Source organism: Sphingomonas sp. IW22 (assembly GCF_041321155.1).
Taxonomy (GTDB): domain Bacteria; phylum Pseudomonadota; class Alphaproteobacteria; order Sphingomonadales; family Sphingomonadaceae; genus Sphingomonas.
Map to the genome: position 1 here is coordinate 1,332,933 of NZ_JBGGWB010000001.1, position 13,601 is coordinate 1,346,533.

General features: G+C 63.4%; 19 protein-coding genes and 1 tRNA gene. 13 read left to right on the forward strand and 7 right to left on the reverse strand.

All coding sequences use genetic code 11. From position 1 onward, the window contains the following. The first annotated feature begins 61 nt into the window (after window positions 1-61). Both ACAX61_RS06695 and ACAX61_RS06700 read left to right on the forward strand, forming a co-directional pair. The gene (locus tag ACAX61_RS06695; protein ID WP_370714000.1) at window positions 62-1,261 is read left to right on the forward strand and encodes a toxic anion resistance protein; all 1,200 of its coding nucleotides are present in this window, start codon (window positions 62-64) and stop codon (window positions 1,259-1,261) included. Next, window positions 1,258-1,962: a hypothetical protein gene (locus tag ACAX61_RS06700; protein WP_370714001.1), complete on the forward strand. Its 705-nt coding sequence runs from the start codon at window positions 1,258-1,260 to the stop codon at window positions 1,960-1,962. Before ACAX61_RS06695 ends, ACAX61_RS06700 begins: the two co-directional genes overlap by 4 nt. Here the strand turns inward: ACAX61_RS06700 and ACAX61_RS06705 are convergent. Beyond that, a complete protein-coding gene (locus tag ACAX61_RS06705; protein WP_370714002.1) occupies window positions 1,941-3,023 on the reverse strand; it encodes a serine hydrolase domain-containing protein in 1,083 nt (360 codons plus the stop codon). The genes ACAX61_RS06700 and ACAX61_RS06705 overlap by 22 nt on opposite strands. A 308-nt stretch (window positions 3,024-3,331) precedes the next feature. Here ACAX61_RS06705 and ACAX61_RS06710 point away from each other — a divergent pair, with 308 nt between their 5' ends. Continuing rightward, window positions 3,332-3,805, forward strand: coding sequence for a DUF3597 domain-containing protein (locus ACAX61_RS06710; RefSeq protein WP_370714003.1), 474 nt, complete (start codon window positions 3,332-3,334; stop codon window positions 3,803-3,805). A 117-nt stretch (window positions 3,806-3,922) separates the two neighbouring features. On the opposite strand, the gene ACAX61_RS06715 is transcribed toward ACAX61_RS06710, so the two are convergent. After that, on the reverse strand, window positions 3,923-4,585 hold the full coding sequence (locus ACAX61_RS06715; RefSeq protein WP_370714004.1) for a uracil-DNA glycosylase: 663 nt from the start codon (window positions 4,583-4,585) through the stop codon (window positions 3,923-3,925). Between the two features lie 20 nt (window positions 4,586-4,605). On the opposite strand from ACAX61_RS06715, the gene folK reads away from it, so the two are divergent. From folK to ACAX61_RS06760, 9 genes are all read left to right on the forward strand, one after another. Continuing rightward, window positions 4,606-5,103, forward strand: coding sequence for a 2-amino-4-hydroxy-6-hydroxymethyldihydropteridine diphosphokinase (gene folK / locus ACAX61_RS06720; RefSeq protein ID WP_370714005.1), 498 nt, complete (start codon window positions 4,606-4,608; stop codon window positions 5,101-5,103). A gap of 38 nt (window positions 5,104-5,141) precedes the next feature. Beyond that, a tRNA-Lys gene (locus ACAX61_RS06725) sits at window positions 5,142-5,217 on the forward strand. A gap of 485 nt (window positions 5,218-5,702) precedes the next feature. Next, window positions 5,703-6,242 carry a hypothetical protein gene (locus ACAX61_RS06730; protein WP_370714006.1) on the forward strand — a complete coding sequence of 180 codons (540 nt, stop codon included), beginning with the start codon at window positions 5,703-5,705 and terminating at the stop codon, window positions 6,240-6,242. A 325-nt stretch (window positions 6,243-6,567) separates the two neighbouring features. Continuing rightward, window positions 6,568-6,783 carry a hypothetical protein gene (locus ACAX61_RS06735; RefSeq protein ID WP_370714007.1) on the forward strand — a complete coding sequence of 72 codons (216 nt, stop codon included), beginning with the start codon at window positions 6,568-6,570 and terminating at the stop codon, window positions 6,781-6,783. After that, a complete protein-coding gene (locus ACAX61_RS06740; protein ID WP_370714008.1) occupies window positions 6,776-7,000 on the forward strand; it encodes a hypothetical protein in 225 nt (74 codons plus the stop codon). The genes ACAX61_RS06735 and ACAX61_RS06740 overlap by 8 nt, the downstream gene beginning before the upstream one ends. A 127-nt stretch (window positions 7,001-7,127) precedes the next feature. Beyond that, entirely contained in the window at window positions 7,128-7,334 is a 207-nt protein-coding gene (locus tag ACAX61_RS06745; RefSeq protein ID WP_370714009.1) for a helix-turn-helix domain-containing protein, read from the forward strand. A gap of 127 nt (window positions 7,335-7,461) precedes the next feature. Beyond that, the gene (locus ACAX61_RS06750; protein WP_370714010.1) at window positions 7,462-9,603 is read left to right on the forward strand and encodes a prohead protease/major capsid protein fusion protein; all 2,142 of its coding nucleotides are present in this window, start codon (window positions 7,462-7,464) and stop codon (window positions 9,601-9,603) included. A 46-nt stretch (window positions 9,604-9,649) separates the two neighbouring features. Next, entirely contained in the window at window positions 9,650-9,946 is a 297-nt protein-coding gene (locus ACAX61_RS06755) for a DUF2190 family protein (RefSeq protein ID WP_370714011.1), read from the forward strand. A gap of 105 nt (window positions 9,947-10,051) precedes the next feature. Beyond that, complete coding sequence (locus ACAX61_RS06760; RefSeq protein ID WP_370714012.1) at window positions 10,052-10,489, forward strand: Rha family transcriptional regulator; 438 nt, start codon at window positions 10,052-10,054, stop codon at window positions 10,487-10,489. Here ACAX61_RS06760 and ACAX61_RS06765 read toward each other — a convergent pair. From ACAX61_RS06765 to ACAX61_RS06785, 5 genes are all read right to left on the reverse strand, one after another. Continuing rightward, window positions 10,458-10,853 (reverse strand): PIN-like domain-containing protein, encoded by a 396-nt coding sequence (locus tag ACAX61_RS06765; RefSeq protein WP_370714013.1) that lies wholly within the window; start codon window positions 10,851-10,853, stop codon window positions 10,458-10,460. The two genes, ACAX61_RS06760 and ACAX61_RS06765, sit on opposite strands and share 32 nt — an antisense overlap. Next, window positions 10,850-11,533, reverse strand: coding sequence for a DUF433 domain-containing protein (locus ACAX61_RS06770; protein ID WP_370714014.1), 684 nt, complete (start codon window positions 11,531-11,533; stop codon window positions 10,850-10,852). Before ACAX61_RS06770 ends, ACAX61_RS06765 begins: the two co-directional genes overlap by 4 nt. A 51-nt stretch (window positions 11,534-11,584) precedes the next feature. Next, window positions 11,585-11,770 carry a hypothetical protein gene (locus ACAX61_RS06775; RefSeq protein WP_370714015.1) on the reverse strand — a complete coding sequence of 62 codons (186 nt, stop codon included), beginning with the start codon at window positions 11,768-11,770 and terminating at the stop codon, window positions 11,585-11,587. A 163-nt stretch (window positions 11,771-11,933) separates the two neighbouring features. Continuing rightward, window positions 11,934-12,320 carry a hypothetical protein gene (locus ACAX61_RS06780; RefSeq protein ID WP_370714016.1) on the reverse strand — a complete coding sequence of 129 codons (387 nt, stop codon included), beginning with the start codon at window positions 12,318-12,320 and terminating at the stop codon, window positions 11,934-11,936. A 57-nt stretch (window positions 12,321-12,377) separates the two neighbouring features. Then, window positions 12,378-12,626, reverse strand: coding sequence for a hypothetical protein (locus tag ACAX61_RS06785; protein WP_370714017.1), 249 nt, complete (start codon window positions 12,624-12,626; stop codon window positions 12,378-12,380). A 267-nt stretch (window positions 12,627-12,893) separates the two neighbouring features. On the opposite strand from ACAX61_RS06785, the gene ACAX61_RS06790 reads away from it, so the two are divergent. Further along, window positions 12,894-13,583, forward strand: coding sequence for a hypothetical protein (locus ACAX61_RS06790; protein ID WP_370714018.1), 690 nt, complete (start codon window positions 12,894-12,896; stop codon window positions 13,581-13,583). The last annotated feature ends 18 nt before the right edge of the window (window positions 13,584-13,601 follow it).

Consider the following 13,601-nt stretch of genomic DNA (forward strand, 5'->3'; position numbering starts at 1 on the left):
TACAGTTGAAGCCCGGCGCGAACGCGGTCATCGTCGTGTTCAAGCCGCTTGGAGGGATTGAATGGCGACCGACACGACGACTGCCGAACCTGCGCTCAAGCTGACGCCGCCTGACCCGGTGCCGCCGGTCGCGCCGACGCAGGCCGCCGGGCTGGTGCCGGTGGATGAAGGCAAGAAGTCCGAACTGGACGCGCGCGTTGATGCGTTCATCGACGATCTGGTGGCGCAGGATGTGAACTCGCCCGAATTCGGCAAGCGTGTCGATGCGATCGCGGCGATGGGCAACAAGGAAATCCGCGACGCGGCGGGCCAGTCCAACCGCTTTCTCGACCGGCCGGTGCGCGCGATGGATCAGGAATCGGGCGTCGGCGCCGACCTGCTGGCGCTGCGCCGCACGGTAGAGGATCTCGATCCCGGCGCGCGCGGCGACCTGATGACGCGCAAGAAGCTGTTCGGCATCCTGCCCTTCGGCAACAAGATGCGCGACTATTTCGAGGGCTATCAGTCCGCGCAGAGCCATATCGCCGCGATCCTGAAGCGCCTGCAATCGGGCAAGGACGAATTGTTGATGGACAATGCCGCCATCGACACCGAACGCGCGAACCTGTGGACCGCGATGGGCCGGCTGGAACAGATGATCCACCTGTCCAAGGCGATGGACCAACGGCTTGAGGACAAGGCGAACGAACTGGACCACAGCGATCCGGCCAAGGCAAAGGCGATTCGCGAAACCGCGCTCTTCTACACCCGCCAGCGCACCCAGGACCTGCTGACGCAGATGGCGGTGACGGTGCAGGGTTATCTGGCGCTGGATCTGGTCAAGAAGAACAATGTCGAGCTGGTAAAGGGCGTCGACCGCGCGTCGACCACCACCGTCTCCGCGCTTCGCACGGCGGTGACGGTGGCGCAGGCGCTGACCAATCAGAAGCTGGTTCTGGAACAGATCACCGCGCTGAACACCACGACGGCTGGGCTGATCGAATCGACCGGGAATCTGCTGAAATCGCAGACGGCGCAGATTCACGAACAATCGGCCAGCTCGACCATCCCGCTGGAGACGCTGCAACGCGCGTTCCAGAACATCTATGACACGATGGACGCGATCGACAGCTTCAAGCTGAAGGCGCTGGACAGCATGAAGACCACCGTCAACACGCTGGGTCAGGAAGTCGAGCGATCCAAGGGCTATATCGCCCGTGCCGAAGGGGCCGCCCAGAATGCGGGCGGCGGCGGTCAGGCATTCCGGCTGGAGGCGCTGTGAGCCAGGTCGACGAACAGATTGCCCGCGCCAGCGAAGCACTGGAGCGCGCCCGGTCGCGCCGCTCCAGCCTGTCGCAGCGCAGCCGCCGACGGCGGGAGGGGACGATCGTCCGCCGGGTCGGCGCGATCGCGCTGGCCGATGGCATTATCATCGCGCTGGCGCTGGTCATCGGATCGTTCGTGCCGCTGGGCGCGGTCGGCGCGATGATCGTCATGGCGCTGCTTGTCGCCACCACGCTGGTCATCGCCTTAGCCCGGACCGACACAGCACCGACGCCCGAAAAGCTCGCGGAAACGCCAATCAAGGCGCTGCCGCTGCAAACCGAACAATGGCTGGAGGGACAACGCCTGGCCCTGCCCGCCCCGGCACGCACTTTGGTCGATTCGATCGGGGTGAAGCTTGAGACGCTGGCACCGCAGCTGGAGCGCATCGACGACCGCGAACCGGCCGCGGCGGAAGTGCGAAAGCTGGTGGCCGAACAGCTGCCCGAACTGGTCAACAGCTATCGCCGCGTGCCCGAACCGCTACGCGGCACCGAACGCAACGGCCAGACGCCCGACGCGCAACTGGTCGAGGGGCTGCGTGTCATCGATCAGGAAATCGCGACGATGACGGCGCAACTGGCGCAGGGCGATCTCGACCTGCTGGCCACGCGCGGGCGCTACCTGCAAATCCGCTATCAGGGCGACGAGGGAGTCTGAGGCTCCCCGCGCTCGGCGGCGGGGACGATGCCGTCGGCGACCAGCGCGTGCAGCGCGTCGATATGGCCGCCCTCCCGCGCGGCGGTGGCGTCTGATGTCATCACGACCGTCAGCTTCAGATCGGGCAGGATGTAGATCATCTGCCCGCCATAGCCCCAGGCAAAGCGCACCGGATGGCCGCGCATGTCGCCGATGAACCAGCCATAGCCGTAACGCTGTCCGCTCCACGGCGACACGGTGCGCGGGGTCCAGCTCTGTTCGATCCATTCGGCGGGCACGATCCGCTCGCCGTCGATCACGCCGCCCAGCCGGTACAACTCGCCAAAACGCGCCATGCCGCGCGGGCTGACGCGCATTTCGTTGCCGCCGAAGTAAATCCCCTGCGGATCGCGCGACCATGCCGGAATGGTAATGCCCAGCGGCTCCGCCAGCCAGTCTCGCGCCAGCGCCAGCGTCGTGCGCCCCGATGCCCTGGTCAGCATCGCCGATAACAGGTGCGTGCTGCCCGTCGAATACAGCATCCGCCCGCCCGGCTCATCGACGAACGGCCGCGCCAGCGCATATCGCACCCAGTTGGAGCTGGTCACCCAGCGCCCGTAATTCGGCCCCGACGTGCGATCCAGCCCCGCCTGCATCGACAGCAGATTGCCGACCGTGACACGCGCCAGCCGGGGATCGGGATCGGCGGGCGCATCCGCTTTCAAAACCGACAGCACCGGTTGCTCTTTTCCCTTCAGCACGCCGCGCGCGATGGCGATGCCCACCAGCGCGGACATTACCGATTTGGACGCCGACTTGATGTTGACCGCCCGACCGAGCGGGGGCCCACCGTTGAAGCGATGTTCGGCCAACGCCCGCCCGTCCCGGATCACGATCATCGACCGGATGCGCGGCAGGCGCGAGGCGGCTTGAACCGTGCGCTCCAGCATCGCGGGGTCCAGGCCGGTGGTCGCCGCCGTCCGCTCGGCTTGGGCGGGTGCCGGCGGCTGAGGCTGGGGCGCGGCGTTACAGGCGGCGGGCAATGTCAGCGACAGCGCGGCGAACAGGCGAAACGGGGTCATGCCCCCCTCAATGCACCGCCCGCCGCTTTTCTCCTGCCACGGCCCAAAGCCGGCCCCGCACTGGGCCTTAGCCCCGTAAATCCGGGCCGCGGGCTTTCGCCCCATGCGCGGATGCGAATAAATCCTGCTGGCGTGCCAAAAACCGTGAGTGCGCCGCCGTGCGCCAACATGCGCAGTCGCCAGCCTTCTGATCGATCGCGCGAGGCGCGGTCCAAAAAGGGCGCGTTGGCACCAAGCGCCGCCCATCGCTGTCCCGGAGCTATCACGCTGCCAAGGCGTTGACGGCGCGCAATCACAAGGAACCCACCATGAGCATCCTGGGCAAGATCAAGACCGCCATTTTCGGCAGCGGCGGCCCCTTGAGCGACAATTATCTCGGCAACCGCAACAACCGCCCCGCTGCTCCCCCGGCCGCACCGCAAGCGTCGCCCCGGCCCGCGCCGGCGCAGCCAAGTGCGGCGCCTGCGCCGAAACCCTCGCCGGCACCGACGCCTGCCCCGGCCCAGCCCGCAGCACCGGCACCCGTCGATCCTGAAACGGCAATCGCACGCATTGCCCAGGCCAAGGGTAATCCCGACCTCAACTGGAAAACGTCGATCGTCGACCTGATGAAGCTGCTCGACCTCGATTCCAGCCTTGCCAACCGTAAGGAGCTGGCGACCGAACTCGGCTATCAGGGCGCGACCGACGGCAGCGCGGAAATGAACATCTGGTTGCACCAGGCGGTGATGCGCGAACTGAGCAAGAGTGGCGGTGCGGTACCGGCCAATCTGAAGGACTGATGCCGGGCGGGAGGGCCGGACAACCGGCCCCCCCGCCTTCACATCGGAAGGCGTGCGCGACCAGTTGCCAGGCCTAAGGAGGACCGCGTCCCGCGAGGTCGGTTGTGATACCCCGACCTAAAGCCCTTCGCGAACCTCAAGGGCGCGGGCGAATACCGCCTCGAACATTTCCGCCGTCAGTCGGCCGGTGTTCTGGTTGTAGCGCGAACAATGATAGCTATCGATCAGCACCTGTCCGCCGGGCATGCGGTGTTCGGCCAGATGCCCGAACTTGGCCTTGGGCAGCTTGCCGCCCAGCACCTTGACCGCCGACTGGTGCGCGATCTGGCCCAGCGCCACGAACACGCGCGGACTGGGCAGCGCGGCGATCTGTCCTTCGAGGAACGGGCGACAGGTGCGGATTTCCTCCGGGGTCGGCTTGTTTTCGGGCGGCAGGCATTTGACCGCGTTGATGATGATCGCGCCTTTCAGCGCCAGCGTATCATCGGGCCGCGCCAGATACTCACCCTCGGCAAGTCCGAATTTCTTCAGCGTATCGAACAGCAGCACGCCGGCATGGTCGCCAGTAAAGGGCCGCCCGGTGCGATTGGCGCCATGTTTGCCCGGTGCCAGCCCGACAATGCCCAGCCATGCCTGGGAATCGCCGAATGCGTTGACGGGGGAATTCCACCAATCGGGATATTCGACGCGCAGCGCCTCTCGGAAAGCGACCAGGCGGGGGCAGCGCGGGCAATCGCGCGGCGGCTCGGTATCGGGGATGGGGCTTGGCGCGAACATCATGCGGCGATAGGCGCGTGGGCGTGGGCCATGCAACCTATCTGATCGCGCTCGGCTCGAACCGGCCGGGTCGCCACGGCCGCCCCGCGAATACGCTGCGCGCGGCCGCCGGCGTGCTGCCGGGACGCGTAACCGCAATGTCGCCGATGATCGACAGCGCACCCATCGGTCCGTCGATCCGCCGCTATGCCAATGCGGTGCTGCTGCTTGAAAGCGACCTCTTACCCGATGCGCTGCTGACCACACTCAAGCGGATCGAGCGCGATTTCGGTCGCCGCGCGGGGCGCCGCTGGGGCACACGCGTGATCGATCTGGACATCATCCTGTGGTCGGGGGGCCGATTCGCGAACAGGCGACTGACGGTGCCGCACATGGCCTTTCGCACCCGCGACTTCGTCCTTGGCCCCGCCGCGCGCATCGCGCCGCGCTGGCGCGATCCGGTGACAGGCCTGAGGCTGGCGCAATTGCGCGCACGCCTTGGGCGACACCGCCCGGTTGACCCCGGCCTTCTGCGCCCCTAGGTGGGCGCGCACGCTGGCCCTGTCCGGCGTAATGGTGCGGGTCCGTAGCTCAGTCGGTAGAGCAAGCGACTTTTAATCGAGAGGTCCCGGGTTCGAGCCCCGGCGGACCCACCATCCTATCCCCTTTCGCGAATCACCTATGATGCAGCGCGTTTGACGCGGTTCGATACGCGCGCCTGCTCGATCAGGGCGTGCCGCATGCTTTCGATGACGATGTGGGATGGTCCGGTGTTGGATGCCCCGCGTGGGTGTGACAAAGATACGTCTTTCAACGCCTTAGCTTGGCTACCCGCTCGACATGATTGGCGGATTTCCGTTATCTGCGAATTGGTTTTGGCTAACCGTTGCGGGCATCCCGCCTCCGGCCCGCACCCGGCCGACGCGACGCCTTCGCCTCGCCGTGGAAGGGTCAACCCTTCCGGCTGGAACCGTGGCTGGAAGGGTCAAAAGCCAGCAAATCTGCGTCGTTGGAAGGGTTGGAAGGGTTGCGCGTACCCCTCGCACGTATGCGGGCGCGCGTGTGCGCCTGTGCGCGCACGTAGGAACATACCCAATAACCCTTCCAACCCTTCCAAGCTTCCAAAAGCTATCAAATCAAAATGCTGGAAATGCCCGGAAATCTGCCGTTTTCGCGCATATCCGAAACAAAAGGCAAGGTCTCTATGACGCTTCCAATGCCCTTCCAAGTGGAGTCAGCAACCCTTCCAATTGCGCTGCCGCCCGGTTTCGAGCGCTTCTATCGTGCACAGCTGCGGCGCGTCGTCGGATCGCGTCTAAGTAGCCGAGCGATTTTCGAAGCATATGCTTCTTGGGCTGCATCCGCTGGTGAACCGGGGATCACGTTCAGCAAGCTTCGTAAGATGATGGCGCTGCTCGGTCATCGCCATATCCAGTCCAATGGCGTCCATTACGCTGACGTCGGGTTTTCAAGCGACTTCCCCGACGTACCAGACAGCCTTCGCACTGGGCTTGGGGGCGTAGTCGGCGGGGCGACAGCGTTCGCGTCGGCGGATGCTCTATTGCAGAGGGTCGACGCTCTTCTCGCGGCGCTCTTGGAGCTTCGTCATGAAGTTATCGCGGGCAGAGATGCTCGTGATCCAGTGGCAGCAGCGCGCCGCACCCTACGTTTGGCCGAATGACGGACATATGACGGACATTTGCCCCTAATGGTCCGTCATTTCGTGAACCAAGCCACTTCGAAGAGACTAAATCGAGGTCAGCACAAAATTCGGTTCGCCCAACTCTCCGCAAAATCGTCCGTTTGTCAGTCAATCGTCCGTCGCTGAAAGCCGCAGAAATGCGCGGATGACGGACAAAACAGACATAACGGATAGCAATAAGGGGAAAGCCCATAAGGCGGGCGCGGGCGCATGTGCGAAGCTTTCATAACACGTCTGTTTGTCCGTCATTTAGAAAGAGGTCTAAAATGATGAAGAGAAAATGCGTTGAAGGCGGAGCTGGCCGATGATGAATCCCGGACAGCACGGCTTAGCCTCACAAGCCATCGTCGCGCATATCGGCCGCGTTGCACCTGCACCGATCGATCAGATCGCAATCCTTATCCACGCAGCGTCGCTGATCGCGGCGCCCAACGATGCAGCGGCGATCAGCACGGTAATCATGGATACGCTCAAAAGGAAGGCTTCGATCTCGCTCCGGGTGGAGAGTGAAAATGCCTGATCGCGGGGCAAAGCTCGCCCATGACCTGGCCCTGATCGCGGTAGACGCAACGGAGCATCCTGCCGACGCGGTAACAGGGCTGATGCGCGCCGCCGCGACCATCCTCCAGCGCACATTCGGGGACGATGGCGCTGCCCAACTGATGCGGTTGATGATGAACGAGACGTTCGCGACCTGGGAAGCGTCGAAGCAAGACGCCGGAGCGACCAAGCACTGACCCCAACGGGTCCTTCCCCGGTGCCGCCGCCTATTGCGGTGGGGCTAAGCGCGCAGGTTCACCGTTCAAGCGCATGTTTTCTTTTTGAACCTTGTGAACTGAACTGTTCACCTGATGGACTATCGGCATGAATTACTCACCATCCGGCTTGTTCGACTTCGGAGAGAAAGCGGCGGCTCGTATTGTGGGCGTGTCGCCGCGCACGTTGCGGCGGTGGCGGGAAGCCGGAAAGGTGGGTCACTATGTCACGCCTGGCGGGCGCATCCGCTACACGATGGAGCAGCTAATCGAATTGCAGCGCGGGTGTCGCCAGCGGTCCGAAGCGGCGGAATGACCGCATATGGCCTCACGTGGCCGCATTTGGCCGCATACGCACCCTGTCGGTTGCGCGATCCGATGGGGATGATGTTCGCATGAGCAATTACCTACCCAATTCCCGCCGGCATGGAGGCTCTGGTGCGATGGCAATCGCAACGCGCAGCGAGGCCGCGCGGCTGATCGATCGGCTTCTGCCGCGCGTCCCGGAAGCGCAGCTCGCCGAGCGTAAGATCCCCCTCCCCGCCACGACGCGCGCGGCGCAGCTGCAGCCGACAAGCTGGAACGCCGAAGATCGCACGATTGATGTCGTCTGGACGACGGGCGCGCGCGGACATCAGTTCATTTGGGAAGAGGGCGGCCTCGTTGACGAAGAGCTGGCGACCGGGTCGACCAATGTTCGCCTTGATCGCCTGAACGCCGGCGCTCCGGTGCTGAACGCACATAAGCGCGGCGCGCTTGGCGATCAGATCGGTATTGTCGTCCCGGGAAGCGCACGAATGGTTCGCGGACAGGGCATCGCGACGCTGAAGCTTTCGGAGCGGTCCGACCTTGCACCAATCGTTGCTGACATCGCCGCCGGTATCATCCGCAACCTGTCGATTGGCTATACGGTGCACGCCTATGACGTGACGCGCAGCGCCAATCAGCGCCCCCTTTATCGGGCGGTCGACTGGGAGCCCAACGAGGTGAGCTTCGTACCCGTGCCGCTCGACGCTGGCGCGCAGGTCCGATCAGCCCCTTCGTCCTTATCCCCTTGCCGCATTCGCAACCTTTCCCCTTCGGAGGCAAAATTTATGTCCAACGGCTTATTCTCCCGCTTCTCACGCCGTTCCGTTACACCTGCGCACGCTCCGGCGATTGCTGAGGATGATGATGATCAGGATGTCCGGCTTGATGATAGCCAGCCTGCGCCGATCGCGTGGTTGCGCGAATTCGTCGGCTACGCGACCGAAATCGAACCGCATCTTCGGTCAGAGCTTGCCCTGGAACTCGCCGAACGCGGTGTGACACAGAAGCAGGCATCGTCGGCGGTTCTGAAGATTCTCGGCGAGAAACAGCGCAATGATGCCGCCGGGATTGCCAATGGCGGGGTCACCTTTCATCACGGCCTTGGCCCCGTGGCGCGGTTGATTATCGGTGGCGGCAATCGGACGATGGACAATCCTGACTTTCACGCGCGCAGCATAGAGGATGCGATTTTTGCTCGGATGAGCGGCACCGCGCCGACAGAACAAGCGCGTCAGTTCATGGGGCTGTCGATGGTACAGCTGGCCGGCGAAATGCTTGAGCGGGCTGGAGCGCGGGGCGTCAATCGTATGGGGCCGAACGAGGTCCTCGAGGCTGCCGCCTGGAACTCAAATCGCGGCCATTCGGGGGTGCTCGCCGATGTCTACTCCCGTGGCGGTGGTGGCGGCATGCTGACGACCAGCGACTTTCCCGAGTTGCTGCTCGGCGCTGGCGACCGGTTCCTGCTGCACGTTTTCGAGGCGGCCGCATCGCCGCTCAAGCAGGTTAGCCGGCAGCGCACGGCGCGGGACTTCCGGGAAATCTCCGGCATCGAGCTATCCGGTTTCGGCAAGCTCGAAGAGGTCTTGGAAAGTGGCGAAATCAAGCATGGCAGCTTCCGCACCCGCAAAGAGGGCTACAAGCTTCGCACCTTCGCCAAGCAGTTCGCGCTAAGCCGTCAGGCGATTATCAACGACGACTTAGGCGCGTTCGGCGATCCCATCCGGATCATGGCGCGCGCGGCTGCCGAGACGGAAGCGTCGCTGTTCGCCGAGCTGCTGAACGGCAATCCGGTCATGGCCGACGGGCAGCCGCTATTCGCGGCGGCGCACGGCAACCTTGCGCCCGCCGGCGCGCTGCCGAGCGTGTCGACGCTCGGCAGCGCTCGCCTCGCCATGCGCAGCCAGACGGACCTGGACGGTATCACGCCGCTTAACGTGGTTCCGGAGTACATCGTTGCCAGTCCCAAGCTGGAAACGCTGATCGACCAGCTGCTGGCCAACGTCGCCGCGACTAGCATCGGCGAGGTGAACGCCTTTGCCGGCAAGCTCAAGCCTCTGATTGACGTGCGTCTGACCGGCAACGCTTGGTACGTGTTCGCGGGAACCGGATCCGCGCCAGTTTTCGAGCACGCATATCTCGACAGCAATCCGGGTCCGAAGATGGATCAGGAGCAAGGCTGGGACGTGCTTGGCCAGAAGTATCGCATCTACATGGACTTCGGCGCGGGCGTGATCGACCATCGCGGCGGCTTCAAGAACCCCGGCGCAGCGAACTGAGGGCTGGACGATGCAGAATTTTGTATCGAAGGGCGATCGCCCAGATGTGAGGTATCCCGTCGCGAGCGCTGCGGGCAACGGCGTGCTAATAGGACCCGGCCTGTTCGGGGTCGCACCGGTCGACAGCCCGGAGGGCATGGTCGGCCCCCTCGCGGTCACTGGCGTTTTCGACCTGCCCAAGGCAGCAGGGGAAATCGCGCCTGGTGCAAAGCTGTTTTGGGACAACGCGAACCGCCGGTTGACCACGACCGCGAGCGGCAACCCTTACGTCGGTGCGGCCACGATCGGCGCGGCGGTTGACGCGGCTACGGTTCAAATCCGGCTGAACGGGGCAACTATCTAAACGAAAGCGAAGCGCGGATAACCGCAACCAATCAGGACCGCGCTGGGGTTTGGTATTTCCCCTCTCCCATCCTGACGCGGCGGCCACGGCGGCCGATAGCTGGCGGTGCAGGTCCGCCGCCAGCAGCCGCATCATGGAGAATCAGATGACGGCAGCGCTCCAAGACACCGCAGTTGTCACGATTGTAGCGGCTGCACCGACGTGAACGATCCTTCGCCGATCATCGACAGCCGCCAGCTCGCCGATCGCGCGGGCTTGCGGCATCACAATATACTGAAGGCAATCGACCTGGTGCTGAAGCAGTGCCCGGCCGCCGCCGCGCACTTTCGGTTCAATCAGCATCCCGTGACAGCAGGGCTGGGTGGCACGCGCTATGTGCGGCATGCCTCGATCGATCGCGAAGGCTTCATGCTGCTGGCGATGGGGTTTCCGACGTCTCAGCGGGAGCTGGCGCTCACAATCGCTTGCGAGATCGCTATACCGCCAGTCGGTGCCATTGAGCCAACCGACGCTAAACCATCTGGCGAAGCTGTCCGGTCTTAACGCCAATTTCATAGCAGCCAGCGCTCGTCGCAAGGTCAGTGGCAACCATGGCGGGCCACACCGTCAGGATGCGTGCTGCCTGGGCGTGAAGCGGCATCTTCATTACTGCGGGCTGGGGAAAAAAGCCTACCAGATTCGACCGCATGAACAGCGCCCGCGAAGGCTTCCTTTTTGCGATGTTGCGGTCGCCAGAAAGGACGCACCAGCCACCCTCCCGGCCGAGAAGCTCGATCCATTCCTCGTCCGGCAGACTACCAGTCCCGAACTTTTGCTTGATGTGCTGGACGATATGCTCGCCATCGAACAACGCTCCTAACCCGCTACCAAGTCGTGGGGGCAGATTGTTATCGACCAGAAGTTTCACGCCGCCTTGCGAAGCTCCAGTTCGTGCTCATAACGCAGGGCATCGCGGATCAGCGCGGGCTTGATCTCATACAACTTGGCAACCGATTCAACGGAACCTTCGGCTTCCACGGCTTCGGCCACGCGGGCGGTGGTTATGCCGTGATCCGCGATTATGGGCTGCCCGAAAGCCCGCGCTGGATCAGCAACGATTGATTTGCGTCCATGGAGGAGCCACCAGCGCTCGGCAGCCTGGTCTCCAAAATCCAGATCGTCCAAGCTGGGCGCGACGACCCTGCTGAAAACGCCTTGCCGATGCTTGAGGTCGATCAGTTGCGGCTCATCCAGTCCGCGCGTGATCTCCAGAAAAATCTTCTTGCCATCGGTTTTGAAGCTACGGGTCGAAAACGGCCGATCTTGACCAATAATCTCCCGCGCTCGCTCCATGCACACGCGAATGGTCGGCAGGCCGATCTTCTTCGCGCGCAACGCAGCGACGATCCGCGCCTCGATCAAATCTCTGAACCCAAGCAACAATCCGTCGTCTTCGCTCGGCTCATACTGAGGCGACCAAAGCGCGGCCTCGCGCTTATCGTCATGCTTATAGCCCGTAAGCCAACGACGCAGGGTATTCGGCCGCATGCCGATCATGCGCGCGGCTTCCGGTGCCGTGTAGATGCCGATACCGAACGCGTCGCTCATGCCCCGGTATATAGGCTCAGTTCTAAGCTTCGTCACAGAGGGAAATTTTCATCACCGGATCGTGCCGCGTGTCGCGGCGATCAGCGGCGAAATCGCGGTTCGAGAGGTTTCCGCCTCGCAATCGGCCATGGCGCGCGCAGCGGCGGGGATTCGACGCGGTGGCCGATGACAGCCCAACAGGGAGCGGAAACGCTGATCGACAGCCGCGACCTCGCCGAGCGCATCGCGCTGCGGCATCACGCACCCCAATACACTTCGATCAGCATCCGGTCACGGCGGGTCTGGGCGGGATGCGGCTATGCTGTCACACGCGAATCGATCGCAGCGGGTTCATGCTGCTGGCGATGGGGTTTACGACTTCGCGGCGGAGGTTGGCGCTACAAATTGCGACGGCGCCGAGTTAGCGATCCGTCGGCGCGGGTTCTTCGCCTTCGAGCGAATGGAACCCTATACGTCGCGCCTGATTCTTACCGACTTTGGTAGCCTTCAGCATCACGTTAAACTGCGATACGTGCTGGATTACGACGACCTTGGCGCCTTCTTGATCAACGCCTTCGAACCGGATGCGATCGTGTCCCAGCGCGCCAATAGTTGATGGAAAGAGCGTGGTTCCAGCGGGACCTCCGATGATTACAATACGTGCTTCCTCAGCTGGGTCGATACTTTCCTCGAACGTCGCAAGTTCCTCGACCAAATCTTCGATCGCATCCGATGCCTGTCGCAATGTTGCATCAGCCGCGTCGCTGATTTTCCACTGACGGCGAGCTGCCTCCATTTGGCTTTGCATCAATGCCGCGTGCGACGCGTGCAAGTCGGGCAATGAACCACGGCCTGTCATGCTAGATCATCTTTCTATCGCTGGCGATATTTGTCGGACATAGACGCGAACAGCCACAAGATCATCCGAAATGCCAAGACCGCCAGTCTTGACCTCGATCAGATGGTTGACGCGCACAACCTCGTATTCGTCATGCGTCCGATCAGGGAAGCGCATCGTCAAGGTGTCGCCTTTACGCGGCACGACCGCCACTTGCATGTCGTAAAGGCTGTATCCGTCTTCCTCACCTTGGATGATGCGGACAAGCACGGTCATGCAAATTTCTCCTGGAGGATGATGCGAATCGCTTCGGGGCGCGAAGGCCGTGGGTCGCGCTGGTCGATCCATGCGTCTAGCGCAGTAAGCTGTTCGGGCCGCAGGCGGACCATGACGGGCGTTCCAATCCCCGTACGAGGTCTCCCCATCGACTTTTTGCTATCAGCGCTTGACCCGGCCATGAAGCATTGATACCAAAAAGTCGAGCCGAAGCAAGGTTGCAGCCTCGCTCCGGCTCTAACCACAACCGATCGTTGGGAGATCGACATGGCTATTTGCGCCCTTAGCGCCGACGCCCCCCGTGCGTCATGCGTAAACTCGACCAATCTTTCCCCTGCCCGCGCATCGCGCCGCCAGTTCGTCGGCGGCGGCGCGCTGGCGATCGCCGCGGTCGCCGCGCCGATCGCGGTCGCAGCCGCACCCGCTCGCCGCTTCGATCAGCTGCTCGCCGAATACCGCGCGGCCGATGCGGCGATCAATCGCTTCTACCAGCGCGAATACAACCCAGCGGTCGAGCGGGCCTGGCGATCGGCGGGACCGACGCCCAGCCTGCATTTCGAAGTGCCAACCCGCGAACAGGGCAACCGATCGTTCCTGCTGCGGCCGAGCGATGCCGAGGCGCTGGCGGCGAAGGACGGCCCGCTGTGGGGACAGGAGGTGTGGGCCGCGCCGGTCGCGCGGCGCTACGTGGAATGGGTGGCACGGTCCGACGCGGCCGAAGCGGCCGAGGGCATTCCCGCCCTGGAGCATCGGGAAAACGAGCTGCACGCGGCCTGCGATGCCGCGCGCGAGCGCCTGATGCGCGAGCCTGCGCCAGATGGGGCAGCGCTCGCCGAGAAGCTGCTGATCGCCAGCTCCGTCGACGTTGCCGTTGTCGATCGCCGGTTCGTTTTCGACCTTCGCGCCGATGCCGAACGACTGCGGCCTCCAGCGCGCAAGGAACGAACGTTCGTATAAAGTTGCCGCCTCATCATT